Origin of the sequence: Streptomyces iconiensis (genome assembly GCF_028657195.3) — a bacterium.
GTDB lineage: Bacteria > Actinomycetota > Actinomycetes > Streptomycetales > Streptomycetaceae > Streptomyces > Streptomyces iconiensis.
This window is the reverse complement of the sequence record NZ_JANCPR020000009.1, coordinates 230,884-254,285: the sequence shown is the minus strand read 5'-3', so window position 1 is coordinate 254,285 and position 23,402 is coordinate 230,884. Positions and strand designations below refer to the sequence as shown.

Below are 23,402 nucleotides of genomic sequence, written 5' to 3'. Positions count from 1 at the left end.
AGCACGCCGCCAGCGTTCGTCCTGAGCCAGGATCAAACTCTCCGTGAATGCTTCATTCGCGGAAGAGCGGAACCAGGAGAGGAATAATCCCCCGGTTCACAGCGTCCTCGCTGATCGCCCTCCACAAGGGAGGGACTTTTTCAAAGGAACCTCAACCCACCAGATCAACTGGCAGGTCGGGGTATCAACATATCTGGCGTTGACTTTTGGCACGCTGTTGAGTTCTCAAAGAACGGACGCTTCCTTTGGATTCCCTTCCGGGTTTCCTCCGGGCTTTCCCTTTCGGTGTCTCCAACCTTACCAGAATCTTTTCCCGACTCGTTTCCGAGTCTTTCTTGGATTCCTGGCCCCGGTGTACCGCGAGACGCAGAGCGACTCGGGTTCCCGTTGCGGTGGAGATGTAAACGTACTGGAGCGGGGCGCCTGGAGGCAAATCGAGGCGCCCCGCTCGTCCGGGCCGTCAGACCTCGACGACCACGGGGAGGATCATCGGGCGCCGGCGGTAGGTGTCCGACACCCACTTTCCGACCGTCCTGCGTACCAACTGCTGGAGTTGGTGGGACTCGGCGACGCCGTCCTGGGCCGACTTGGCCAGCACTTCGTCGATCTTCGGCATGACAGCGGCGAAGGCCGCGTCGTCGATGCCGGAGCCCCGGGACTGCACGTGCGGGCCTCCCACGATCTTCCCGCTGGTGCTGTCGACCACGATGAAGATCGAGATGATGCCCTCGTCGCCGAGGATGCGACGGTCCTTGAGCGAGGACTCGGTGACGTCGCCGACGGAGAGCCCGTCGACGTAGACGTATCCGGCCTGGACCTTGCCGGTGATCTTGGCCTTGCCCTCGACCAGGTCGACGACGACGCCGTCTTCCGCGATGACGATGCGGTCGTGCGGCACGCCTGTCTTGGCGCCGAGTTCGGCGTTGGCACGCAGGTGGCGCCATTCGCCGTGCACCGGCATCAGGTTCTTCGGCTGGCAGATGTTGTAGAAGTACAGCAGCTCGCCTGCCGAGGCGTGGCCGGAGACGTGGACCTTGGCGTTGCCCTTGTGGACGACATGCGCGCCCCAGCGGGTCAGGCCGTTGATCACGCGGTAGACCGCGTTCTCGTTGCCCGGGATGAGGGAGGACGCCAGGATCACGGTGTCGCCCTGGACGATGCGGATCTGGTGGTCGCGGTTGGCCATCCGGGAGAGAGCCGCCATCGGCTCGCCCTGGGAGCCGGTGCAGACCAGCACGATCTCGTCGTCGGGGAGGTCGTCGAGCGTTTTGACGTCGACGACCAGCCCGCCGGGGACCTTGAGGTAACCGAGGTCCCGTGCGATGCCCATGTTGCGGACCATGGAGCGGCCTACGAAGGCGACGCGGCGGCCGTGTTCGTGCGCCGCGTCCAGGATCTGCTGGATGCGGTGCACATGGCTGGCGAAGCTCGCGACGATGATGCGCTTCTGGGCGCTGGAGAAGACCTGCCGCAGCACCCCGGAGATGTCACGCTCGGGCGGCACGAAGCCGGGGACCTCGGCGTTGGTCGAGTCGCTCAGCAGCAGGTCGATGCCCTCCTCGCCGAGGCGTGCGAAGGCACGCAGGTCGGTGAGGCGGCCGTCGAGCGGGAGCTGGTCCATCTTGAAGTCGCCGGTGTGGACCACCATGCCGGCGGGGGTGCGGATGGCGACGGCGAGAGCGTCCGGGATGGAGTGGTTGACCGGGACGAACTCGCAGTCGAACGGGCCGATGCGTTCGCGGTGGCCCTCCTCGACTTCGAGGGTGTACGGCCTGATCCGGTGCTCCTGGAGCTTGGCCTCGATCAGCGCGAGGGTCAGCTTGGAGCCGATCAGCGGGATGTCCGGCTTCTCGCGGAGGAGGTAGGGGACGCCGCCGATGTGGTCCTCGTGGCCGTGCGTGAGCACGATGCCGTCGATGTCGTCGAGGCGGTCCCGGATCGAGGTGAAGTCCGGGAGGATCAGGTCGATGCCGGGCTGTTCCTCCTCGGGGAAGAGGACGCCGCAGTCGACGATGAGCAGCCGGCCGCCGTATTCGAAGACGGTCATATTGCGGCCGATCTCGCCGAGGCCACCCAGGGGGGTGACGCGGAGGCCACCCTCAGGGAGCTTCGGCGGGGGGCCGAGCTCGGGATGCGGATGACTCAAAAGACTCTCCTTACCACGCGCGCCACGCACCCGCCTGGGCACGTGGCGCGCGATATTCATGATGCGTACGCAGACGTACGTGTCGTGCTTGTTGCTTGCATGGGGTCGTGCACTTGCCGTTTTCCGGCGATATGCAGTTGTGAAGTCTGTGGCCTACAGGTGTACCCCGCCGTGGGCCAGGTCGTGCTTGAGCTGCTCGGTTTCCTCCGGTGACAGCTCGACCAGCGGGAGGCGCAGCCGTCCTGCGGGCTGGCCCTGGAGTGTGAGTGCCGCCTTCGTGGTGATGACGCCCTGCGTGCGGAACATGCCGGTGAAGACCGGCAGCAGCTTCTGGTGGATCTCGGTGGCCTTGGCGACATCGCCGCTCAGGTGCGCGTCCAGCATGGAGCGCAGCTCGGGTGCGACGAGGTGGCCGACCACGGAGACGTAGCCGACGGCGCCGACGGAGAGCAGCGGCAGGTTGAGCATGTCGTCGCCGCTGTACCAGGCGAGTCCACTGGTGGCGATGGCCCAGCTGGCGCGGCCGAGGTCGCCCTTGGCGTCCTTGTTGGCCACGATGCGGGGGTGCTCCGCGAGGCGTACAAGAGTTTCGGTGTTGATCGGGACGCCGCTGCGGCCCGGGATGTCGTAGAGCATCACCGGCAGGTCGGTCGCATCCGCGATCGCCGTGAAGTGGCGGAAGAGCCCCTCTTGCGGGGGCTTGCTGTAGTACGGCGTCACGGCGAGGAGGCCGTGTGCGCCTGCCTTCGCGGCGGCGGCGGCAAGCTCCCGGCTGTGCGCCGTGTCGTTGGTGCTCGCTCCGGCCACGACGTGTGCCCGGTCGCCGACTGCCTCCACGACAGCTTGGACGATCTTGGCTTTCTCCACATCGCTGGTGGTCGGGGACTCTCCGGTGGTGCCGTTGACGACGATGCCGTCATTGCCGGAATCCACCAGGTGGGCAGCGAGCTGCTGCGCGCCGTCGAGGTCAAGCGCACCGTCCGCTGTGAACGGCGTGACCATCGCGGTCAGGACCCGCCCGAAGGGCGTCTGCGGTGTGGAGGTCGGAGCCATGGGGTCCACGCTACTCGCAGCCCACCCCGCGACGCTCGCTCGGGGCTGAGGATGGACGGCGAGGGGCGGAAAGTCGGGGGCCCCGGCACTGCCTGCTCGGGGGTTCAGACAGTGCCGAGACCGCTTCATCACCCTAGATGAAGTTCCTTAAACGGTGCAATACGGACACCGGGCGCGCTGCTCAGGGCGCCACGCGACCGTTGGCGTTGAAGGCGGCGTGGGTCAGCGGCATGAGCTTGGCCCACTGCTCCTCCATCTGTTGGCCGACCATCTCGATCTCGCGCTGCGGGAAGCTGGGGACCTTGGCCTGCTCGTGCTGGGTGCGCAGCCCCAGGAAGTGCATCAGCGAGCGGGCGTTGCAGGTCGCGTACATCGATGAGTAGAGCCCCACCGGCAGTACGGCGCGGGCGACTTCGCGTGCCACGCCACCGGCGAGCATCTCCTGGTAGGTCTCGTACGCCCGGCCGTAGGAGTCCTCCATGGCGCGGCTGGTCAGCTTGTGCTGCTCAGGGGTGCCCTCGACGAACTCGTACTTGCCGGGACGGCCCTGCTGGACCAGTTTGCGCGAGGTGTCGGGGACGTAGAAGACCGGCTGGAGCTGACGGTAGCGACCCGATTCCTCGTTGTAGGACCAGCCGACGCGGTGGCGGTGGAACTCACGGAAGACGAAGAGCGGCGCGCTGACGAAGAAGGTCATCGAGTTGTGCTCGAACGGGCTGCCGTGGCGGTCGCGCATCAGGTAGTTGATCAACCCCTTGGAGCGCTCCGGGTCCTTGCTCAGCTCCTCCAGGGACTGCTCGCCGGCGGTGGAGACCCGGGCCGCCCAGAGCACATCGGTGTCCGACGCACTGTGCTTGACCAGCTCGACGGTCATGTCGCTGCGGAAACTGGGGGCTGTCGGGGCGGCGGTGTCGGTCACCTGCGGGGTCCTTCCACGTACGAGTGCCAGAGCGCGCCAAGCCTACGGGGACGTACCGACGGCGGCCGGAGTCGCCTGCCTGGGGTGCCGGAGGCGCTGTGCGGACTTTGAGTGACAAAAGGGACTCAGTCCGAAGAAAGGGCACCCCCGGTGTCATACCGAGTCGCGCCGGTTGATATTTTTCACATGAGCCCGTACCGAGCGGGCACTCCAGCGCCAGCTCGGACGTTTCTCCTTTAACAGCCCAGAACGATTCCTCAGCTCAGACCGATTTCAGGAGCGTCAGTCATGTTCCGCCGCGGAGAGACAGTGCCGTTCGCCTTCGTCGCAGAGGCCGACCGGTTCCGCAGTAATGTCGCCCCGCCTGCCCCGCCTCGCCGCAGCTTCGGCGAGGTCGCGGGAAGTGCTCTGGTGGGGCTGACCATCGTCGCCGGGCTCGTGGGTGCCGTCATGCTGGGAACGCCCGCTCTTCAGCAGAACGACCACAGCCTGCGGAACGAGAACCCCGCAGCGGCCGAGCGCCGCTGAGCCGCGGCCACCCCCGGGTGGCCACCCGGGGGTGGCCGGGTCACCCGCGCCTCGCTAATCTCACCGCTCACAGCCCCTGTTGTGAGCGAGGACCCTTCCGTGCCCCTGCCCTTCCTGACGGCCGACCGCGAGACGGACGCACTCGCGGCCCAGACGGTGACCCTGCCGCACGCCGACCGTGACCGCTGGAGACGCCCGTACCGCCCCGGCCCGTGGCGGGTGGCGGGCGGCGCGCTGCTGCTTCTGCTCGCGTCCTACATGCTGTTCTCCGCGCTGATCATCGCCCTCGCCGGCGCCCTGCCGAGCGCGGGCCTCTGCGCGGTTGCCGCCGCCCTTGTCATCGTGTTCGCGCTGCGGCTGCTCAGGGCCGGTGTATGGGTCAGCGCCCACGGGCTGCGCCAGGCCGGCCTCGTCCGTACGACGACACTGCGCTGGCACGACGTCGGCACCCTCAACACCGTGCAGCGGCCCGTGAACTGGCTCGGGATGCCGCGCACCGTGCAGGGTCAGGCGCTGACACTCATACGCGCCGGCGACGGGGACGCGGGGGTGCTGGAGCCGCAGACGCTGCTCACCAGCCACAACGCAGACTTCCTGGCGCGGCCCGAGGCGTTCGACCGGGCCGCCGACGTCATCGAGAGCTGGGCGGCCGAGTCCCGGCGCTAGCGTGCAGCGAGATGGCGTGCTGCATCGCCTTGCGGGCACGAGGGGTGTCGCGCGCGTCGTGGTAGGCCACGGCCAGGCGGAACCAGGAGCGCCAGTCGTCGGGTGCCTCCTCGGTCTCGGCCCTGCGCCGCGCGAAGACGGCATCCGCCGAATCCCTGTCGATCCGCCCCGCGGGAGTGCGCTTCAGCTCGTCGGGAGGCAGTCCGCCCTCGGCTTCCAGCACGCGCGCCAGGCGGTTGGCCCGGCGCGCGAACTGGGTGGTGTGCCACAGGAACCAGGCGCCGATGAAGGGCAGGACGAACACCGCGATGCCGAAGGCGACCGTGATCGCGGTGCCCTGCTGGATGAGCAGGACGCCGCGGCTGCCGACCAGGACGAAGTAGACGACCAGGACGGCGGCGAGTACGAAATAGGTGATCTTTGCGCGCACGTGGTGCTCAGGCTTTCGTCAGTCCAGGTCGAGGAAGTGCTCCAGCCCGAAGGTGAGTCCCGGTGTCCCGGGCACCTTGCGGACGCCGAGCAGCACGCCCGGCATGAAGGACGAGCGGTGCAGCGAGTCGTGCCGGATGGTGAGCGTCTCCCCCTCGTCGCCGAAGAGCACCTCCTGGTGCGCGACGAGCCCGCGCAGCCGTACGGCGTGCACCGGAACGCCGTCCACGTCGGCACCGCGTGCCCCGTCCAGCGCCGTGGCGGTGGCATCGGGCTGTGTGGGCAGCTCGGCGTCCTCGCGAGCCTGAGCGATGAGCTGGGCCGTACGCACGGCGGTGCCGCTGGGTGCGTCGGCCTTGCCGGGGTGGTGCAGCTCGACGACCTCGACCGATTCGAAGAACCTGGCGGCCTGCTGGGCGAAGCGCATGGTCAGCACGGCGCCGATGCCGAAGTTGGGGGCGATGAGCACGCCCGTTCCCGGGGAGGCGGCGAGCCAGCCGCGCAGGGACTCCAGGCGCTCTTCGGTCCACCCGGTGGTGCCGACGACGGCGTGGATGCCGTTGGCGACGCAGAACTCCAGGTTCCCCATGACCGAGTCGGGACGGGTGAGGTCGACGGCGACCTGGGCGCCCGCCTCGGTGAGTGCGTTGCGCGAGTCCGCGCTGCCGAGCGCGGCCACCAGCTCCATGTCGTCGGCGCCCTCCACGGCCCGTACGGCCTCGGAGCCCATCCGTCCCCCGGCGCCGAGGACGGCTACGCGCAGCTTGCTCATCTTGCTCGTTCCTTACCTGATGACGGGTGGGAGAAGCGGGGTGCCGTCAGGAGACGGCCGCGTGCAGATGTGAGGTCTGGCGGTCGTTGAGCGAGCCGATGACCGCCAGCGAGGGACGCTGGTCGAGCACGTCACGGGCGACCTCGCGGATGTCGTCGGGCGTGACGGCGGAGATCTTGGCGAGCATGTCGTCGACGGACATCTGCTCGCCCCAGCACACCTCGCTCTTGCCTATCCTGTGCATCAGCGCGCCGGTGTCCTCCAGGCCGAGCACGGTCGAACCCGACATCTGGCCTATGGCGCGGCGCACTTCGTCGTCGGTGAGCCCCGACCTGACGACCTGGTCGAGCTCCTCGCGGCAGATCTTCAGCACATCTGGTACCTGGCTGGGGCGGCAGCCCGCGTAGACGCCGAAGAGCCCGCAGTCGGCGAAGCCCGAGGTGTACGCGTACGTGCTGTAGGCGAGCCCGCGCTTCTCGCGGATCTCCTGGAAGAGGCGGGAACTCATGCCGCCGCCGAGCGCGGCGCTCAGCACAGCCAGCGGCCAGCGGCGCTCGTCGTTGCGGGAGACACCGGGCATGCCCAGTACGACGTGTGCCTGCTCGGTGGGGCGGTCGAGTACTTCGACGCGGCCACCCGGCCGGATCGTGCGCGTGCCCGAGCGGGGGCCGACCGGCTCGGCGCCCTCGGTCCGTGCCAGGGCGCCCGCGCGGTCGAAGGCGGCGCGTACCTGCCGCACCACCTTCGCGTGGTCGACGTTCCCCGCGGCGGCGACGACCAGGCGCGTCGGGTCGTAGTGCTTCTTGTAGAAGCGCGCCACGCGGTCACGGGTGAGCGCGTTGACGGTGTCGACGGTGCCCAGGACGGGGCGGCCGAGCGGGGAGTCGCCGAACATCGCGTGTGCGAACAGATCGTGCACGACGTCGCCCGAGTCGTCCTCCGTCATGGCGATCTCTTCGAGGATCACGCCGCGTTCGGCCTCGACCTCGGCGGGGTCGATGACCGAGCCCGTGAGCATGTCGCAGACGACGTCGATGGCCAGCGGCAGGTCGTTGTCGAGAACGCGCGCGTAGTAGCAGGTGAACTCCTTGGCGGTGAAGGCGTTCATCTCGCCGCCGACGGCGTCCAGCGCCGAGGAGATCTCCAGCGCGCTGCGGCGCTTGGTGCCCTTGAAGAGCAGGTGTTCGAGGTAGTGGGTGGCGCCGTTGAGCGCCGGGGTCTCGTCGCGGGAGCCGACGTGCGCCCAGATGCCGAAGGTGGCGGAGCGCACGGTCGGCAGGGTCTCGGTGACGATGCGCAGGCCGCCGGGCAGCACGGTCTTGCGGACGGTGCCCGCACCGTCCTCGCCCTTCAGCAGCGTCTTGGTACGGGCGACGGCCCGCCCCTCCTGTGCGGTGGGGCGGGCCGTCGTACGGGACGGGCTCGTCACTTGGCGGACTCGTCCTCGCTGTCGGACCCGTTCTCGGCGCTCTCGGAGCCGCTCTCGGACTCCTCGTCGTCCATGACGGGGATGAGGGAGAGCTTGCCGCGCTGGTCGATCTCGGCGATCTCGACCTGGACCTTCTGGCCGACGCCGAGGACGTCCTCGACGTTCTCCACGCGCTTGCCGCCGGCGAGCTTGCGGATCTGCGAGATGTGCAGCAGACCGTCCTTGCCCGGGAGCAGCGAGACGAACGCGCCGAAGGTGGTGGTCTTGACGACCGTACCGAGGTAACGCTCGCCGACCTCGGGCATCGTCGGGTTGGCGATGCCGTTGATCGTGGCACGCGCCGCCTCGGCTGCCGGACCGTCGGAGGCACCGATGTAGATGGTGCCGTCGTCCTCGATCGTGATGTCGGCGCCCGTGTCCTCCTGGATCTGGTTGATCATCTTGCCCTTCGGGCCGATGACCTCGCCGATCTTGTCCACGGGGATCTTCACGGTGATGATCCGCGGGGCGTTCGGGGACATCTCGTCCGGGACGTCGATGGCCTCGTTCATCACGTCGAGGATGTGCAGACGCGCGTCACGGGCCTGCTTCAGCGCCGCGGCCAGGACCGAGGCGGGGATGCCGTCCAGCTTGGTGTCGAGCTGGAGCGCCGTCACGAACTGCTTGGTGCCCGCGACCTTGAAGTCCATGTCGCCGAAGGCGTCCTCGGCACCGAGGATGTCGGTCAGGGTGACGTAGTGCGTCTCCCCCTCGATCTCCTGGGAGATGAGGCCCATGGCGATACCGGCGACGGGGGCCTTGAGCGGCACACCGGCGTTCAGCAGCGACATGGTCGAGGCGCAGACCGAGCCCATGGACGTCGAGCCGTTGGAGCCCAGCGCCTCGGAGACCTGGCGGATCGCGTAGGGGAACTCCTCGCGCGTCGGCAGCACCGGCACGAGTGCGCGCTCGGCGAGCGCGCCGTGGCCGATCTCGCGGCGCTTCGGGGAGCCGACGCGGCCGGTCTCACCGGTGGAGTAGGGCGGGAAGTTGTAGTTGTGCATGTACCGCTTGCGAGTCACCGGGGAGAGGGTGTCCAGCTGCTGCTCCATGCGCAGCATGTTCAGCGTGGTGACGCCCAGGATCTGGGTCTCACCGCGCTCGAACAGCGCCGAGCCGTGCACGCGCGGGATGGCCTCGACCTCGGCACCGAGCGTACGGATGTCCGTGACGCCGCGGCCGTCGATACGGGTCTTCTCCTTGATGACGCGCTCACGGACCAGGCTCTTGGTCAGCGAACGGTACGCCGCGGAGATCTCCTTCTCGCGCCCCTCGAACTGCGGCAGCAGCTTCTCGGCGGCCAGCGCCTTGACGCGGTCCAGCTCGCTCTCGCGCTCCTGCTTGCCGCCGATGGTGAGGGCCTGGGCCAGCTCGTCACGGACGGCGGAGGTCAGCGCCTCCAGGACGTCGTCCTGGTGGTCCAGGAAGATCGGGAACTCGCCGGTGGGCTTGGCGGCCTTCGCCGCCAGGTCCGCCTGGGCCTTGCACAGCACCTTGATGAAGGGCTTGGCGGCGTCGATGCCGGCCGCGACGATCTCCTCGGTCGGGGCCTCGGCACCACCGCTGACCAGCTCGATGGTCTTCTCGGTCGCCTCGGCCTCGACCATCATGATCGCGACGTCGCCGTCCTCCAGGACACGGCCGGCGATGACCATGTCGAAGACGGCTTCCTCCAGCTCGGAGTGCGTCGGGAAGGCGACCCACTGGCCCTTGATGAGGGCCACGCGGGTGCCACCGATCGGGCCCGAGAAGGGCAGCCCGGCCAGCTGCGTGGAGCAGGAGGCGGCGTTGATCGCGACCACGTCGTACAGGTGGTCGGGGTTGAGCGCCATGATCGTCTCGACGACCTGGATCTCGTTGCGCAGGCCCTTCTTGAAGGACGGGCGCAGCGGGCGGTCGATCAGGCGGCAGGTGAGGATCGCGTCCTCGGACGGCCGGCCCTCACGGCGGAAGAACGAGCCGGGAATCTTCCCGGCTGCGTACATCCGCTCCTCGACGTCCACCGTCAGCGGGAAGAAGTCGAGCTGGTCCTTGGGGTGCTTGGAAGCGGTCGTGGCCGACAGCACCATGGTGTCGTCGTCCAGGTACGCCACGGCGGAGCCTGCTGCCTGCTGGGCAAGGCGGCCCGCCTCGAAGCGGATGGTGCGGGTACCGAAAGTGCCGTTGTCGATCACGGCTTCGGTGTAGTGGGTCTCGTTCTCCACCAGGAAAATCTCCTCGTCTGCGTCCTCCGCCCGTGTGGCGGGGGACCGTCTTCGGCGGAGCGCTCCCAGTGCGGGCCGGTCTTCGATCGAAGCTCCCGGGGTGTGTTCTGTCCGGGGGCCACTACCGAGGACCGGCGTCGGGGGACGCTCAACCTCGTACTGTGAGTGTGTGAGTCCTCACGTGACAAGACTACAAAGCTTCACTGTCACGCGAGACATGGATGTACTTCGATACGTCGAAGGGAGCGGCCCCCGGTCCGGGAACCGCTCCCTTTCGCATCTGTCAGCGGGCGCCCGCCGCGCCGCGGCGGATGCCGAGGCGCTCGACCAGCACACGGAAGCGCTGGATGTCCTTCTTGGCGAGGTACTGGAGCAGGCGACGGCGCTGGCCGACCAGCAGGAGCAGACCGCGGCGCGAGTGGTGGTCGTGCTTGTGGAGCTTCAGGTGCTCGGTCAGGTCACTGATCCGGCGCGACAGCAGGGCCACCTGCACCTCGGGGGAGCCGGTGTCACCCTCCTTGGTGGCGAACTCGGTCATGATCTGCTTCTTGGTCGCGGCGTCGAGAGACGACACTCGTACTCCTAGGATTCTGGCCGCCGAGCGCCCCTGGTCTTCTTCACAAGGGATGCTTCGATACTCGGGAGGCCGGTCCAGAGTATCAGTGGCTAACTGGTGAGACTGCGGGCAGCGGAGTAGACGTTCATCACCGCGAGGCACAGCGGGACCAGCGTGAGCAGGACGAAGGTCTCCAGGATCTCCAGGAAACGGCCCCAGAACGGTGTCACACCCTTGTTCGGAACGGTCAGGCCGATCCCGATGACCAGCATGGCGGCCAGCGCGAAGGACGCGGTGAGCCAGACCGTGCGCACGGCGTTCCCCTCCACGGGGAAGTCGAGCGCGAGGCCGACACCGAGCAGCACGAGCGCGGTCAGGCCCGCCACGAGCGAGCAGCTCACCTGTGAGGTGTAGCGGAAGAGGCGGGCGCGCAGCAGCATCGCGATGCCGGTCGCCAGGACGAGGAGCTGGCCCCAGCCGGAGCTGGAGAAGCTCAGTACGGTGCAGGAGACGGTGACGACGGCAGCGCAGCCGCCGACGAGACCGACCAGCATCTCGTGGCCCCTGCGGGCCTGCGCCGCGATGCGCTCGGCATCGATGGGGCCCTGGGTCTCGGGGGTCGCGTCCGGGTCGGTGTCGTAGTCCGTCATCGTCGTACGCGTCGTCTCGAACCCGATGGGCAGCCGCGCGAAGCGTGTGGAGAGGCCCGGCAGGAAGGCGAGGATTCCGACTGCCACCGGTGCGCAGATGGAGGCGGTCTCCAGAGCGCTGATGTCGGTGACGATCGCGATGAACGTGATCAGGGTGCCGACGGTGGCCGTGAAGGCGGCGGCGACGAAGGGACCGTCGCCGTTGGGGGTCAGCGCGATGAGGACGGCAGCCGCCAGGAGGACGGCCACGCAGCCCAGCAGGAACTGGAGCCTGCCGATGCCGTGCCCCTCGGGCAGGGGCAGCAGCCCCGTGCCGGCGACCATCAGGTGCGGCATGGCGCCGAGACCGAGCGCGATGGTGGTGGGCCGGTCGTCGTAGACGCGGGCGCGTACGGCGGCGAGCGCGACCAGCAGGACGCCGACGACGCCGGCGAGCACTCCGGAGAGGCCGTGCATGTCGTGCGCGGCCGGGTCGGAGAACCACAGCACGGCCGCCATGAGGACGAGCAGTACGGATCCGCCGATGAGCCCGGCGGCGCGCATCATGCTGTCGCCCCACAGCTTGCGGTCGCGGGTGACCGCCGAGGCGACGGCGTCGGACACGTCGTCGAAGACGGCGGGCGGCAGCGACTCGGCGAACGGCCGCAGGCTGAGCACCTCGCCGTCGAGGATGCGCTGCGCCAGGAAGGAGCGCGAGCTGTCCAGGACGGTGCCGTCGCGGCGCACCAGGTGGTAGCCGACGGGTGCGCCCTCGGCCGGGCTCTGGCCGGAGAGGCGGAGGATCTCCGGATAGATGTCGGCGACCGGGATGTCCTCGGGGAGCGCGACGTCGATCCGGCTGTCGGGCGCGACGATGGTCACGCGGCAGAAGCCGGTGTCCATGGCGGCCCCGGGCCCAGCCCCTGAGGGACCGTTCTGTCCCGGGGCGCCTCCGGTGCCCGGGCCCCTGCCGGGTCCGGTGGCCGCAGCGGAAGCCGTCGTACTCACCTGTGTGTCCCCCTTGAACGCCTGTCGGGCTGGGAGCCTGCCGGGCCCTGCGGCCCGCTCGGCTCTGTGTGCCCGGGTCTTTCCGGGCTGGTCGGGTCTTCCCTGGCTGGCCGGTTCCGTCCGGGCTGGTCGGTATGTCCGGGGCCGCCCGGGTCGGTACCGCCTTCCGGCCCGCTCCGGCCTCTGTGACCGCTCCTCCGGGGCCCGTTCGGGCCCTCGACGTGGTCACGCCAGCAGCGCGCGACACCCTACCGCTCCCCGTCAACGCACGGTGCCACTAGGATCGCCTGCCGCGGAGGGAGACCGTCGCCACGGGGGCGCCGGCACCGAATGTCCTTTCCGCACGAGGGAATTGGTGCGCGAGTGACCCAGATCGTCGTCAAGCGTCCGCCTCGGGCGTTGCCTCCCGAAGTGCCCGATGAGGACCTCCGCATGGAGGCCCCACCGGAGCTGCCTCGCGGGCAACAGGAGGGCATGCTGATGCAGATCCTGCCCATGCTCGGCATGGGCGGGTCCAGCATGTTCTTCTTCATGCCGGGGATGAACACCCACCCCATGATGCGGATCATGGGCGTGGTGATGCTGGCCTCGACGGTCGGCATGGTCGTCGCGATGGCCGTACGGTTCCGCAGGGGCACCCAGGGAGAGCTGGCGCAGACGCGCCGCGACTACCTCAAGTACCTCGCGCAGACCCGCCGTACCGTCCGCAAGACGGCGCTCAAGCAGCGCGACGCGCAGTTCTATCTGCACCCCTCTCCCGACCAGCTGTGGTCGCTGGTCGCCGAGGGCAGCCGGGTGTGGGAACGGCGCGCGTCGGACGAGGACTTCGGGCAGGTACGGGTCGGGCTGGGCGCGCAGCAGCTGGCGACGCCGCTGGTGGCGCCGGAGACGGCGCCCGTCGACGAGCTGGAGCCGCTGTCGGCCGGCGCCATGCACCAGTTCCTCAACACCCACGCGACGCTGGACGGGCTGCCCATGGCGGTCTCGTTGCGGGCCTTCTACCACGTGACGGTCAGCGGCGACCCGGAGTCGGTCTACGCGTCGGCGCGGTCCCTGGTGTGCTCACTCACCGCGATGCACTCCCCCGACGACCTGGTCCTCGCCATCGCTGCGGGGCGCGACTCGTACCACGCGTGGGACTGGGCGAAGTGGCTGCCGCACGCACAGGCCAAGGACAGCGCGGACGGCGCGGGCACGCGGCGGCTGATCGCCTCGAACATGCTGGAGCTGGAGGACCTCCTGCTCGCACGGCTGGAGGGCCGCCCGCGGTTCAACGCGGGCGCCGACCCGCTGCTGGAGCTGCCGCACGTCGTGGTGGTGCTGGACGGGACGACGGTGCCGCCCAGCTCCCTGCTGGCAGCGCCCGAGGGCCTTCAGGGCGTGACCGTGGTGGAGGTCGTGCCCGGCGACATCGACGTGGCGCGGGGCGGGCTCTCGGTGGTCGTCTCACCGCGCTCGCTGCGCCTGGAGTCGGGGCAGGGCCTGGTCTACGACGGGGTGCCCGACGCGCTCTCGTACGAGGCGGCCGAGGCGGTGGCGCGGCAGCTCGCGCCGCTGCGGGTCGGTTCCGGCGGTGACAACGACGAACCCCTGCTGGCGAAGCTGGAGTTCACCGACCTGCTGAACCTGGGTGACGCCGCCTCGGTCGATGTCACCCGTACGTGGCGGCCCCGTTCGCAGGCGGAGCGGCTGCGGGTGCCGATCGGCGTGGGCGAGGACGGCCAGCCGGTGATGCTGGACCTCAAGGAGGCCGCACAGGACGGCATGGGCCCGCACGGGCTGTGCGTGGGCGCCACCGGTTCCGGCAAGTCGGAGCTGCTGCGCACCCTGGTGCTCGGGCTCGCGGTCACGCACTCCTCGGAGACGCTCAACTTCGTGCTCGCGGACTTCAAGGGCGGTGCGACGTTCGCGGGGATGTCCCAGATGCCGCACGTGGCCGCCGTGATCACCAACCTCGCCGACGACCTCTCGCTGGTCGACCGTATGGGCGACTCGATCCGCGGCGAGCTGAACCGGCGCCAGGAGATGCTGCGCGACGCGGGCAACTACGCGAACATCCACGACTACGAGAAGGCGCGCGCGGCCGGCGCCGCTTACGACCCGATTCCTTCCCTGGTGCTCGTCATCGACGAGTTCAGCGAACTCCTGTCCGCCAAGCCCGACTTCATCGACATGTTCATCCAGATCGGCCGTATCGGCCGTTCCCTGGGTGTGCATCTGCTGCTGGCCTCCCAGCGGCTGGAGGAGGGCAGGCTGCGGGGTCTGGAGACGTATCTGTCCTACCGCGTGGGGCTGCGGACGTTCTCGGCCGCCGAGTCGCGCGCAGCGCTGGGCGTGCCGGACGCGTACCACTTGCCGTCCGTTCCCGGCTCCGGCTACCTGAAGTTCGGCACCGACGAGATGACACGCTTCAAGGCCGCGTACGTCTCCGGCGTCTACCGCTCCAGCGACACCGGGGAGCTGAACACGGGGCCGCTCCCCTCCAACCGGCGGCCCGTACTGTTCACCGCTGCCCCCGTGGCCGTGCAGGAGCCCGACCCGGACACCGCCTACGTCCCGGCGCAGCCCCTGGGAGGGGCCGACGACGACGCGCTGGCCGACACCGTGCTCGACGTGGTCGTACGGCGGCTGGAGGGCCAGGGGACGCCCGCACACCAGGTGTGGCTGCCCCCGCTGGACAACGCGGCGCCGCTGGACGAACTGCTGCCGGGACTCGCGCCCGTGCAGGGCCGCGGGCTGACCGTGCCCGGCTACCCCAAGCTCGGGCAGCTCGTCGTGCCGCTCGGGCTCGTCGACAAGCCGTTCGAGCAGCGGCGCGATCCGCTCTACTGCGACTTCTCGGGCGCCGCGGGCCACATGCTGATCGTCGGTGGCCCGCAGTCCGGCAAGTCCACGCTCGTACGCACCCTGATCGCGTCGTTCGCGCTCACCCACACCCCGCACGAAGTCCAGTTCTACGGGCTCGACTTCGGCGGCGGCGGCATGTCCGCCGTCGCGGACCTGCCCCATGTGGGCGGCACGGCCTCACGGCTCGACCCCGAACGCGTACGCCGTACGGTCGCCGAGGTCTACGGGATCCTCAACCGGCGCGAGGAGTACTTCCGGGCCAACGGCATCGACTCCATCGCCACCTACCGCAGGCGGCGGGCGCGCGGCGAGATCACCGACCAGCCCTGGGGCGACGTCTTCCTCGTGATCGACGGCTGGGGCAACTTCCGTAACGACTACGAGGGCCTGGACGGCATCGTCCACGACATCGCGACGCGCGGCCTCGGTTACGGGGTACACCTCGTCGTCACCGCCTCCCGCAGCATGGAGGTGCGCGCCGCGCTCAAGGACCTCCTCGGCAACCGCCTCGAACTGCGGCTCGGCGACACCATGGACTCCGAGTTCGACCGCAAGGTGGCGGCCAATGTGCCCACCGGCATGCCGGGGCGCGGCCAGACACCGCAGAGGCAGCACTTCATGGGCGGTGTCCCGCGTATGGACGGCGTCTCGTCGGACGAGGAGATCTCCGACGCCACCGCGGCGATGTGCCGCACGGTCACCGAGCACTGGCAGGGCCCCGCCGCACCCGCCGTACGGCTCCTGCCGCGCGAGCTGGCGGCGGCCCAGCTGCCTTCCGGCGGCGACTTCCCCGAGCGGGGCCTGGCGTTCGCCATCGACGAGAACAACCTGGAGCCGGTCTTCGTCGACTTCGAGACCGACCCGTTCTTCCTCATCTTCGGCGAGAGCGAGGCCGGCAAGACGGCGCTGCTGCGGCTGCTGACCAAGCAGATCACCGAGCGCTACAGCGGCGACGAGGCGAAAATCGTCGTCGGCGACTACCGGCGCTCACTGCTCAGCGTCGTCCCCGACTCGCACCTGCTTGAGTACGCGCCGATGTCCAACGCCATGGAGACGCACATGAGCGCGCTCCGCGACCTCATGGCACGCCGCGCCCCCGCGCCGGACGTCACACCGCAGCAGCTCAGGGACCGCAGTTGGTGGTCGGGCCCGAAGATCTTCATCATCGTCGACGACTACGACCTCGTCGCCACCTCCAGCGGCAATCCGCTCGGCGTCCTGACCGAACACCTGCCCTTCGCACGCGACGTGGGCGTGCGCTTCATCCTCGCCCGCAGCTCGGCGGGGGCCTCACGGTCGATGTTCGAAACGTTCATGACCCGTATCAAGGAACTCGGCGCCCAGGGCGTCGTCCTCTCGGGTGACCCCTCCGAGGGCGACATCCTCGGCAACGTACGCCCCCGCCCGATGCCGCCCGGCCGAGGCTTCTTCGTCTCCCGCAAGCGGGGGACGCCGATGGTGCAGATCGGGTGGTCGCCGGAGGAGCAGTGAGGTGACGGAGGCCGGGGCTTGAGGTGTCGTGCGCGTCGGAGGGCTGGAGTCGGGGGGCCGTGGGGAGTTGGAGAGCAGTGCGGGCCGGGGCACGGTGGGTTGGACCGGCAGGTGGCGGGCTGGGAACATCTTCGGCGTGACCAGAGGGCTCCTGGAGCCCTGAACAGCAAGGGGAGGAGCACCCGCTGATGGGGACCCAGCAGGAGAAGGACGAGCTGTACGCGATGGACATCTCCGACGCCGTGTGGGAGAGCGCGCCGGGCGGCCCGGAGGACGAGCGGGTGGAGATCGCGCATCTGCCGGGCGGCGCCGTCGCGATGCGGAACTCGAAGGATCCGGAGACGGTGCTGCGCTACACGGAGGCGGAGTGGCGTGCCTTCGTTCTGGGGGCGCGGGACGGGGAGTTCGACATCATGTGAGTCGGCCCTGGGCGTCAGTGGTGTCAGCGGTGTGCAGTCGGCGCTGCACGAGCCGACGCTGTCGGGCCGGTCGGAGCGGTGTTCGGAAACGTGAGAAGGCGGCAGGGCCCTCATAGGGTCCCTGCCGCCTTCTCGTGCGCTGCCGCTGCTGTTATGCCGCAGGGCTCTGCGGGTCTCCGCCTACCCGAGGTTCTCGAAAAACTTCGCCGCATGACGGTCGGTCGCCTGGTACTGGTCGTTGCCCTGACGGACCTTTGTCTCCATCTGGGTCAGCGTCGAGGACAGGCTCTGCACGCGCTGGTCCCACTGCTTCTTGATGATGTTGAACGCGGCGCGCGCGTCACCTTCCCACGCGTCGTCGACCTTCGAGACCGCCGCCCACAGCGCTTCGAGCTGGCGGTCCAGCAGTTCGCGGCGCACCTTGATGTCGCCCGCGATCTGCTCAACAGTCGCGTAATGGATTTCCATGACCATGTCGCCGCCAGAACTGGCTGCCATGGTGTCTCCTTTCAAGAGTGATGCGCGGGGTACTGCCGATCCGGACGGGGTCGGCTAAATGCCGTTGAGCTTGCTCATGCCGGGAACCGCGCCGCCGGGGTCGGAGCCGTTCATGTCGATCCGCTTGAACTCGTCGAGGATCGAGTCGTCGTTGCCGGAGCCGACCTTCTGCGTCTGGTCCACGGCGTTGTAGATGCCGTAGAGAAGGTTGTGCAGCGCCCGGTGGTCGTCGTTGATGCGCTCCTGCGCCACGCGGAAGGCGCCACCACCTGCGCCCTTCCACCCGGCCTGTGCGGTGGCGATGAGCTGGGAGAGAGCCCGGAGGTTCCCTTCCAACTGCCCGCCGATCTCATCGAGAGTGCCCTTGAAATGGACTACTTCACCATGGCTTAGCTTCTGCTTGCCAGACATGAACTGCATCCTCCGTTTCAGCTGCGTCCCGCACTGCGGACAGCCTGTTCTCACTTCGACGCATTCAGCGCCGCGTCTAGTTCCGCCTCAGGCGTACGACCGCGAAGCCGCATCCCACGAGAATCACGACCCCCGCCCCGACCCCGACGAGAGGCAGCACCAGGCTTTTCCCGTCGTTCGACGCGGAGTCTGCCATCTTCGCCTTGCGAGGGGTATCGGTTTCGTTCGCTTGCGAAGGCTTACGGTCCTCGAAGTCCGGTGCGGAAATCCGGACTTTCTTTCCTGTAAGGGGATGTGTGTCCCGGGCGCCCGGATCGCCCTCCCCCTCCAGGAGATTCATACGGGGACGGACAGCGCCGTACCCGATGTACTTGCTGACGGTGTTCTTCTTGCCCTCCGAACGGCCTGCCGTCTCCAGCAGTACGCGGAGTACCTGATTGGCCGTCCAGTCCGGGTGCTTGGCCCAGACGAGTGCGGCTGCGCCGGAAGTAATGGCAGCGGAATAGCCCGTCCCGGAAGCATCCGCGCAGTACCGCGCACGCTTGGCGTCACACCAGGCAGGGAGCTGTTCGCCGGGAGCCGCGAGAGAGATCGAGTCGCCGTACGAAGAGAACTTCGAGACGGAATCGGTCTTCCCCGTAGAGGCGACCGTCGCGACGTTCGGGTGGGAGGCGGGGTAGATCTTCGACATGGAGTTGCCGTTGTTTCCGTCATCACCCGCGCCCGCGATCAGCAACTTCCCTTTGCTGCTCGCGTACTTGAGGGCGTCCTCCATCTGCGCGCCCGGAGCCGCGTTGAAGGCTATGTAGATGATGTTCGCTTCACTGTCCGCAGCGGCACGGACCGCCTCTTCACGGCCACCCAGCGTCCCCCGCTTCATGTCCTTGATGCCCTCGACACCCGCACGGAAAGGCAGGATCTTCGCGTCAGGGGCAACGCCTTTCAGCGTGCCGCCCTTCCCCGTTCCCGCGATCATTTCCGCCGCGGTGGTTCCATGGCCGTTGTCGTCCTTGTTCTCGTCGCCCGGAGCGTCGACAAGGGTCTTACCGGGAAGCACCTGGCCTCGCAGGGACGTGGTGGACGCGTCCACTCCGGTGTCGACCACAGCGACCTTGATTCCCTTGCCCGTGCTGACCTTCCAGATCTTCGGGATCTGCATCGCGTCCAGGTACCACTGCTTCTCCTGCACCCCCGCCGCGTGGGCGACCGGCGCCAGCCCCGCCTGCACAACCGCCATCGCCCCTGCCGCCGCCAGTACGACCCCGATCCGCCGGCGCATCGTGGCCCCCGTTCCTGTCCCTACGTTGATCGTCAAGCCCTGCGCACCTGTGCGGGCAACCGCATTCCCGGACCGCTGCCGTGACAGCGCTCTCTCACCTGCTGCGCCCACACCCTGCCTCACGTCTCGCTCTTCCGCCTCATACGAGCAATCGCGAAGCCACCGCCTGCGAGGACCACCACGCCTGCGCCTACACCGACGACAGGCAGCACCACGCTGCCCTTGTCGTCACCGGCGGCCGAATCCGCCACCTTCACCTTGTCCGGGACACCGTCAGCGTCCCCGGACTTGGAGGAACCGGAAGACTTCTTCGCGGGAGGACCAAGCTTCTTGTTCGTGAGAGGACTGATCTCGGGATCACCCGGATCACCCTTGCCTTCCAGGAGATTGGCCCTTGGGCGGACCGCTCCGTGGCCGAGGTAGACACTGGGCTTGATGTGCTTCTCCTTCAACCCTGTCGTGTTCAACAGGACGCGGAGAACCTGGTTGGCGGTCCAGTCGGGATGCTTGGACCAGAGGAGAGCCGCGGAAGCCGAGGCGAGAGCGGTGGCAGCACTGGTGCCGCCGTTCTGGTCGCAATAGCGCTTCCTCGCCTTGTCGCACCACCAACCAGGGATATTCGTCCCCGGAGCAGCTATATCGACGTCGCTCGCACTATTGGAGTATTCTGCGACCTTACCTGTCTCATCCGTGGCAGCAACCGAAACAGCATGGGGGAAGCCAGCAGGGAAATGCTCGTAGTTCTTCTTATTGCGGTCGTTGCCTGCGGATGCCAGGAACAACTTTCCCTTGTTGGCTGCGAATTTGACGGCATCCAAAAGACGCGGATCTGGAGCGTCAGTACCGATAGACATACTGATGATCTGGGCATCCGTGTCCGCAGCGGCCCGAACACCTGCGATAAGAGGGTCCCAACTGGTCTTGCCATCAGTCCCCTGCAGAGCGACCCGGATGGGGATGACCTTCGCGTCAGGCGCAAGTCCCTTCAACGACCCGGCCCTACCAGTCCCAGCGATCAGCTCCGCCATCGTCGTCCCATGACCGGACTTATCAGTATCCGTCCCCCCGGGCAGCCTCGACACATCCTTACCCGGCAGGACTTGGCCCCGCAAGGAAGGCGTTGAGGAATCAAGACCTGAGTCGACCACGGCGACCTTGACACCCTTGCCCGTGCTGACCTCCCACATCTTCTCGGCCTGCATCGCGTCCAGGTACCACTGCTGCTCCTGCACCCCGTCCGCATGCGCCACAGGGGCCAAGCCGGCCTGAAGAACCGCCATCGCCCCCGCCGCCGCCAACACGGCCCCGATCCGCCGGCGCATCGTGGCCCCCGTTCCTGTCCCTACGTTGATCGCCAAGCCCCGTTCACGCACGCATGCAGCCACATTCCCAGAACACCGCCATGGCAGTGCTCCCCCACCTGCTGCACCCGCGCCCCCTCTCACGTCCCGCTCTTCCGCCTCATACGAGCGAACGCGAAGCCACCGCCCGCGAGGACAACTACGCCCGCCCCCACACCGATCACAGGCAGCACAGCGCTGCCCTCGTCGTCATCGGACGCGGAATCCGCCACCTTCACCTTGTCCGGGGCACCGTCAGCATTCCCGGACTCGGAGGAATCGGAAGACTTCTTCGCGGGAGGACCAAGCTTCTTGTTCGTGAGAGGACTGATCTCGGGATCACCCGGATCGCCCTCGCCTTCCAGGAGATTGATACGGGGGCGGACCGAGCCATAGCCGATGTACTTGCTGGGCTTGACATTTTTCCCCTGCAGCCCTGCCGTCTTCAACAGAACCCGAAGAACCTGGTTGGCGGTCCAGTCGGGATGCTTGGACCAGAGGAGAGCCGCGGAGGCCGAGGCGAGGGCGGCAGCAGCACTAGTGCCATTCCGCCCACTGCAATAGTCCTCCCTCGTCTCGGTGCACCAGCTGGGAATGTTGACGCCCGGGGCTGCCATGTCAGGGCGACTCGCGGTGTTGGAAAAGTCCGCGACCTTCCCTGATTCGTCGGTAGCAGCAACCCCCGCCGCATAGGCATAGCCAGCGGGGTAGTTCGGTTCGTTGCGCTTGGCGCCATCGTTACCCGCAGACGCCAGGAGTAGTTTGCCCTTCTTAGCCGCGTACTTGACTGCGTCCAAAAGGTGGGGGTCAGGAGCAACGTTACCGATGGACATGCTGATAATCTGAGCATCGGTATCCGCTGCGGCTCGAACGCCTGCGATAATGGGGTCCCAACTGGTCTTACCGTCAGTCCCTTTCAAGGAGACGCGGATCGGGATGATCTTCGCATCCGGTGCCAAGCCCTTCAGCGACCCCGACTTCCCAGTGCCAGCGATGAGTTCGGCCATGGTGGTTCCGTGGCCCGTCTTGTCGGTCTCCGTACTCCCAGGGAGCCGGGATACATCTTTGCCGGGCAGGACTTGCCCCTTCAGGGAAGGCGTCGAGGAATCAATACCCGAGTCAACAACGGCGACCTTGACACCCTTACCTGTACTGACCTCCCACATCTTCTCGGCCTGCATAGCCTTCAAATACCACTGCTGCGACTGGGCATCCTGGGCCACAGCTGAAGGAGTCAGCGCCGAAAGACAGACGGTCCACGCACCGACACCGGCCAGCACAGCCATCAGGCCACGCTGCCCGCTCCGTCGCCCCCGACGGCTCATCCCTGCCATGTCCGCTGCTCCCACCTGGTCTACTCGACTACTGGCGGGACAACCCCGCGCCGCCCTGCCGGCCCTGCTTCTTCGCCTTCGACGAGATAGTCCGGCCTTTGCCTCTCGTCGCGGGACCGCTCTCGCGACCCCGTGTTTCCCCTGGAACCGCTCGTCCCCGCGCCCTGGGCGCCACCGCGGACAAGGCCCGTTCCTCCAGGCGTGAAGTCCCGCCTCGTGCGGCCCTGCGCGGATTCCCCGCCTCTGGGCGAACCCACGACACCGCCTGGGCTGGAAGCAACCCTTCGCCCTGAGGCGCCCTGCCCTGATGCCCCGGCGCCATTGGCGCCCATGGCCCCCGGAACACCGCCCATCCCCACGGGACGTCCTGTCGCCGAGTTCTCGCCCCCCACAACAGTTCCACGGGGAATGCCAGACGAGTTCCCCGGCGATTGCGGTCGGCTCGGTGTCCCGCCGACGATTCCGCCTGGCCGAGCAGCGCGAGCACCGCCGTTGGCCGAGCCTTGCCCACCTGCCGCGCCACCGCCCGGGCCCATCATGCCGGGCCCCATCATCCCGGGGCGTCCCATACCGCCCTGCCCAGCTGGCGTGCCAACTGCCCTGCCACCAGGCCCCGTCTGACCAGTTCCCACCGGCCCGGGAGCCATCGGCCCACCCGGCCGCCCAATCGGCCCGGGATTCATCGGACCGGGGCGGGGCCGCCCCAGGCCACCCTGGACGGGCGGTGCGGTGGGCCTAACTGGCGAGCCTCCTCCGATTTTGCCGGCCTTCGGCATCAACGTGGGCGGAGGCATGCCAGGACCGCCAATGGGGGGCGGTCCTGCCAAGCCTCCGGTCGGCGGCGGAGTCGCAGTAGGCGGCCCCCCACTGTTGGGAATTGTGAGAGGTGGCGGCGCCGTGCTGTTGATGTCCGTACCCACTCGCGAGTCGGGAATCGACGAAACGTCGCTAGGGGGTCCTGGGTCAAAACGATCTTGCGGACGGCCTTGGTCCGTAAAACCGGAGTCGCTACCGGCGACGCCCAAGCTCCCCGGATGCCCAGACGTGGCGGAACCACCCTGTGCGGCACCAGCGACCGTGTTTCCGCCAGCACCACCAGCCGCACCCGTCGGCGCAGGATTCTCCTCAAGGTCCGAGGTCGCTGGCTTCGGCACCCCCACACTCTCCGGCATCGGCGGGAAGGTGGGCATCTGCGCCACCTTCATGTTGTCGCGCGAAACGGTGTAGTAGGAGCTGAGCTTGTTCATCTGGATAACCGCTTCTTTGCGGTTCGCCTCAGCCTTGGCGTTCTCTTCCTTGAGCTTCTTGGACTCCAGGTTCTTCATCGCCGCGTTGCCCTTGACGCGCGCAGGCGAAGGAATGTCCTGGATGGTCAGGCCGGGCCCTTCATAACGCAGGGGAGTCA

18 protein-coding genes are annotated in these 23,402 nt (G+C 68.1%); 4 read left to right on the top strand and 14 right to left on the bottom strand.

Annotation, left to right across the window (positions count from 1 at the left end; translation table 11 throughout):
• Positions 1-460: 460 nt before the first annotated feature.
• The 3 genes from NMN56_RS11970 to thyX all read right to left on the bottom strand — a co-directional run bounded on the left by NMN56_RS11970 (position 461) and on the right by thyX (position 4,073).
• On the bottom strand, positions 461-2,146 hold the full coding sequence (locus NMN56_RS11970; protein ID WP_274044003.1) for a ribonuclease J: 1,686 nt from the start codon (positions 2,144-2,146) through the stop codon (positions 461-463).
• A 153-nt stretch (positions 2,147-2,299) separates the two neighbouring features.
• On the bottom strand, positions 2,300-3,199 hold the full coding sequence (dapA, locus tag NMN56_RS11965; protein WP_274044004.1) for a 4-hydroxy-tetrahydrodipicolinate synthase: 900 nt from the start codon (positions 3,197-3,199) through the stop codon (positions 2,300-2,302).
• 181 nt (positions 3,200-3,380) lie between these two features.
• The gene (gene thyX, locus NMN56_RS11960; RefSeq protein WP_430542550.1) at positions 3,381-4,073 is read right to left on the bottom strand and encodes an FAD-dependent thymidylate synthase; all 693 of its coding nucleotides are present in this window, start codon (positions 4,071-4,073) and stop codon (positions 3,381-3,383) included.
• A 333-nt stretch (positions 4,074-4,406) separates the two neighbouring features.
• Between thyX and NMN56_RS11955 the strand changes: the two genes are divergently transcribed.
• Together NMN56_RS11955 and NMN56_RS11950 are read left to right on the top strand one after the other, a co-directional pair.
• Entirely contained in the window at positions 4,407-4,646 is a 240-nt protein-coding gene (locus NMN56_RS11955) for a hypothetical protein (protein ID WP_274044006.1), read from the top strand.
• Between the two features lie 99 nt (positions 4,647-4,745).
• Entirely contained in the window at positions 4,746-5,312 is a 567-nt protein-coding gene (locus NMN56_RS11950) for a hypothetical protein (protein ID WP_274044244.1), read from the top strand.
• On the opposite strand, the gene NMN56_RS11945 is transcribed toward NMN56_RS11950, so the two are convergent.
• The 6 genes from NMN56_RS11945 to eccD form a co-directional block, all read right to left on the bottom strand.
• Entirely contained in the window at positions 5,278-5,742 is a 465-nt protein-coding gene (locus tag NMN56_RS11945; protein WP_274044007.1) for a tetratricopeptide repeat protein, read from the bottom strand. The genes NMN56_RS11950 and NMN56_RS11945 overlap by 35 nt on opposite strands.
• 18 nt (positions 5,743-5,760) lie before the next feature.
• Positions 5,761-6,513 carry a 4-hydroxy-tetrahydrodipicolinate reductase gene (gene dapB / locus NMN56_RS11940; RefSeq protein ID WP_274044008.1) on the bottom strand — a complete coding sequence of 251 codons (753 nt, stop codon included), beginning with the start codon at positions 6,511-6,513 and terminating at the stop codon, positions 5,761-5,763.
• 46 nt (positions 6,514-6,559) lie between these two features.
• Complete coding sequence (locus tag NMN56_RS11935; RefSeq protein WP_274044009.1) at positions 6,560-7,942, bottom strand: M16 family metallopeptidase; 1,383 nt, start codon at positions 7,940-7,942, stop codon at positions 6,560-6,562.
• The gene (locus NMN56_RS11930; RefSeq protein ID WP_274044010.1) at positions 7,939-10,185 is read right to left on the bottom strand and encodes a polyribonucleotide nucleotidyltransferase; all 2,247 of its coding nucleotides are present in this window, start codon (positions 10,183-10,185) and stop codon (positions 7,939-7,941) included. The genes NMN56_RS11935 and NMN56_RS11930 overlap by 4 nt, the downstream gene beginning before the upstream one ends.
• Before the next feature lie 283 nt (positions 10,186-10,468).
• Positions 10,469-10,759, bottom strand: a complete 291-nt coding sequence (gene rpsO, locus NMN56_RS11925) for a 30S ribosomal protein S15 (protein ID WP_430542540.1) — start codon at positions 10,757-10,759, stop codon at positions 10,469-10,471.
• Positions 10,760-10,851: 92 nt separating this feature from the next.
• Positions 10,852-12,378 carry a type VII secretion integral membrane protein EccD gene (gene eccD, locus NMN56_RS11920; RefSeq protein WP_274044011.1) on the bottom strand — a complete coding sequence of 509 codons (1,527 nt, stop codon included), beginning with the start codon at positions 12,376-12,378 and terminating at the stop codon, positions 10,852-10,854.
• Positions 12,379-12,741: 363 nt separating this feature from the next.
• Here eccD and eccCa point away from each other — a divergent pair, with 363 nt between their 5' ends.
• Both eccCa and NMN56_RS11910 read left to right on the top strand, forming a co-directional pair.
• Positions 12,742-16,716 carry a type VII secretion protein EccCa gene (eccCa, locus tag NMN56_RS11915; RefSeq protein ID WP_274044012.1) on the top strand — a complete coding sequence of 1,325 codons (3,975 nt, stop codon included), beginning with the start codon at positions 12,742-12,744 and terminating at the stop codon, positions 16,714-16,716.
• Positions 16,717-16,904: 188 nt separating this feature from the next.
• Positions 16,905-17,135, top strand: coding sequence for a DUF397 domain-containing protein (locus tag NMN56_RS11910; protein WP_274044013.1), 231 nt, complete (start codon positions 16,905-16,907; stop codon positions 17,133-17,135).
• Between the two features lie 180 nt (positions 17,136-17,315).
• On the opposite strand, the gene NMN56_RS11905 is transcribed toward NMN56_RS11910, so the two are convergent.
• The 5 genes from NMN56_RS11905 to NMN56_RS11885 all read right to left on the bottom strand — a co-directional run bounded on the left by NMN56_RS11905 (position 17,316) and on the right by NMN56_RS11885 (position 21,949).
• Positions 17,316-17,633: a WXG100 family type VII secretion target gene (locus tag NMN56_RS11905; RefSeq protein WP_274044014.1), complete on the bottom strand. Its 318-nt coding sequence runs from the start codon at positions 17,631-17,633 to the stop codon at positions 17,316-17,318.
• Between the two features lie 54 nt (positions 17,634-17,687).
• Positions 17,688-18,044: a WXG100 family type VII secretion target gene (locus NMN56_RS11900; protein ID WP_274044015.1), complete on the bottom strand. Its 357-nt coding sequence runs from the start codon at positions 18,042-18,044 to the stop codon at positions 17,688-17,690.
• A 76-nt stretch (positions 18,045-18,120) separates the two neighbouring features.
• Positions 18,121-19,359, bottom strand: a complete 1,239-nt coding sequence (locus tag NMN56_RS11895; RefSeq protein WP_274044016.1) for a S8 family serine peptidase — start codon at positions 19,357-19,359, stop codon at positions 18,121-18,123.
• Between the two features lie 83 nt (positions 19,360-19,442).
• On the bottom strand, positions 19,443-20,681 hold the full coding sequence (locus NMN56_RS11890) for a S8 family serine peptidase (RefSeq protein ID WP_274044017.1): 1,239 nt from the start codon (positions 20,679-20,681) through the stop codon (positions 19,443-19,445).
• Between the two features lie 83 nt (positions 20,682-20,764).
• Entirely contained in the window at positions 20,765-21,949 is a 1,185-nt protein-coding gene (locus NMN56_RS11885) for a S8 family serine peptidase (RefSeq protein ID WP_274044018.1), read from the bottom strand.
• Positions 21,950-23,402 lie beyond the last annotated feature (1,453 nt).

Coding starts and splice junctions, on each gene's coding strand:
- NMN56_RS11900 (WP_274044015.1), bottom strand. CDS start 18,044: ATGTCTGGCAAGCAGAAGCTAAGCCATGGTGAAGTAGTCCATTTCAAG.
- NMN56_RS11910 (WP_274044013.1), top strand. CDS start 16,905: ATGGGGACCCAGCAGGAGAAGGACGAGCTGTACGCGATGGACATCTCC.
- NMN56_RS11955 (WP_274044006.1), top strand. CDS start 4,407: ATGTTCCGCCGCGGAGAGACAGTGCCGTTCGCCTTCGTCGCAGAGGCC.
- NMN56_RS11905 (WP_274044014.1), bottom strand. CDS start 17,633: ATGGCAGCCAGTTCTGGCGGCGACATGGTCATGGAAATCCATTACGCG.
- thyX (WP_430542550.1), bottom strand. CDS start 4,073: ATGACCGTCGAGCTGGTCAAGCACAGTGCGTCGGACACCGATGTGCTC.
- dapA (WP_274044004.1), bottom strand. CDS start 3,199: ATGGCTCCGACCTCCACACCGCAGACGCCCTTCGGGCGGGTCCTGACC.
- NMN56_RS11885 (WP_274044018.1), bottom strand. CDS start 21,949: ATGGCTGTGCTGGCCGGTGTCGGTGCGTGGACCGTCTGTCTTTCGGCG.
- dapB (WP_274044008.1), bottom strand. CDS start 6,513: ATGAGCAAGCTGCGCGTAGCCGTCCTCGGCGCCGGGGGACGGATGGGC.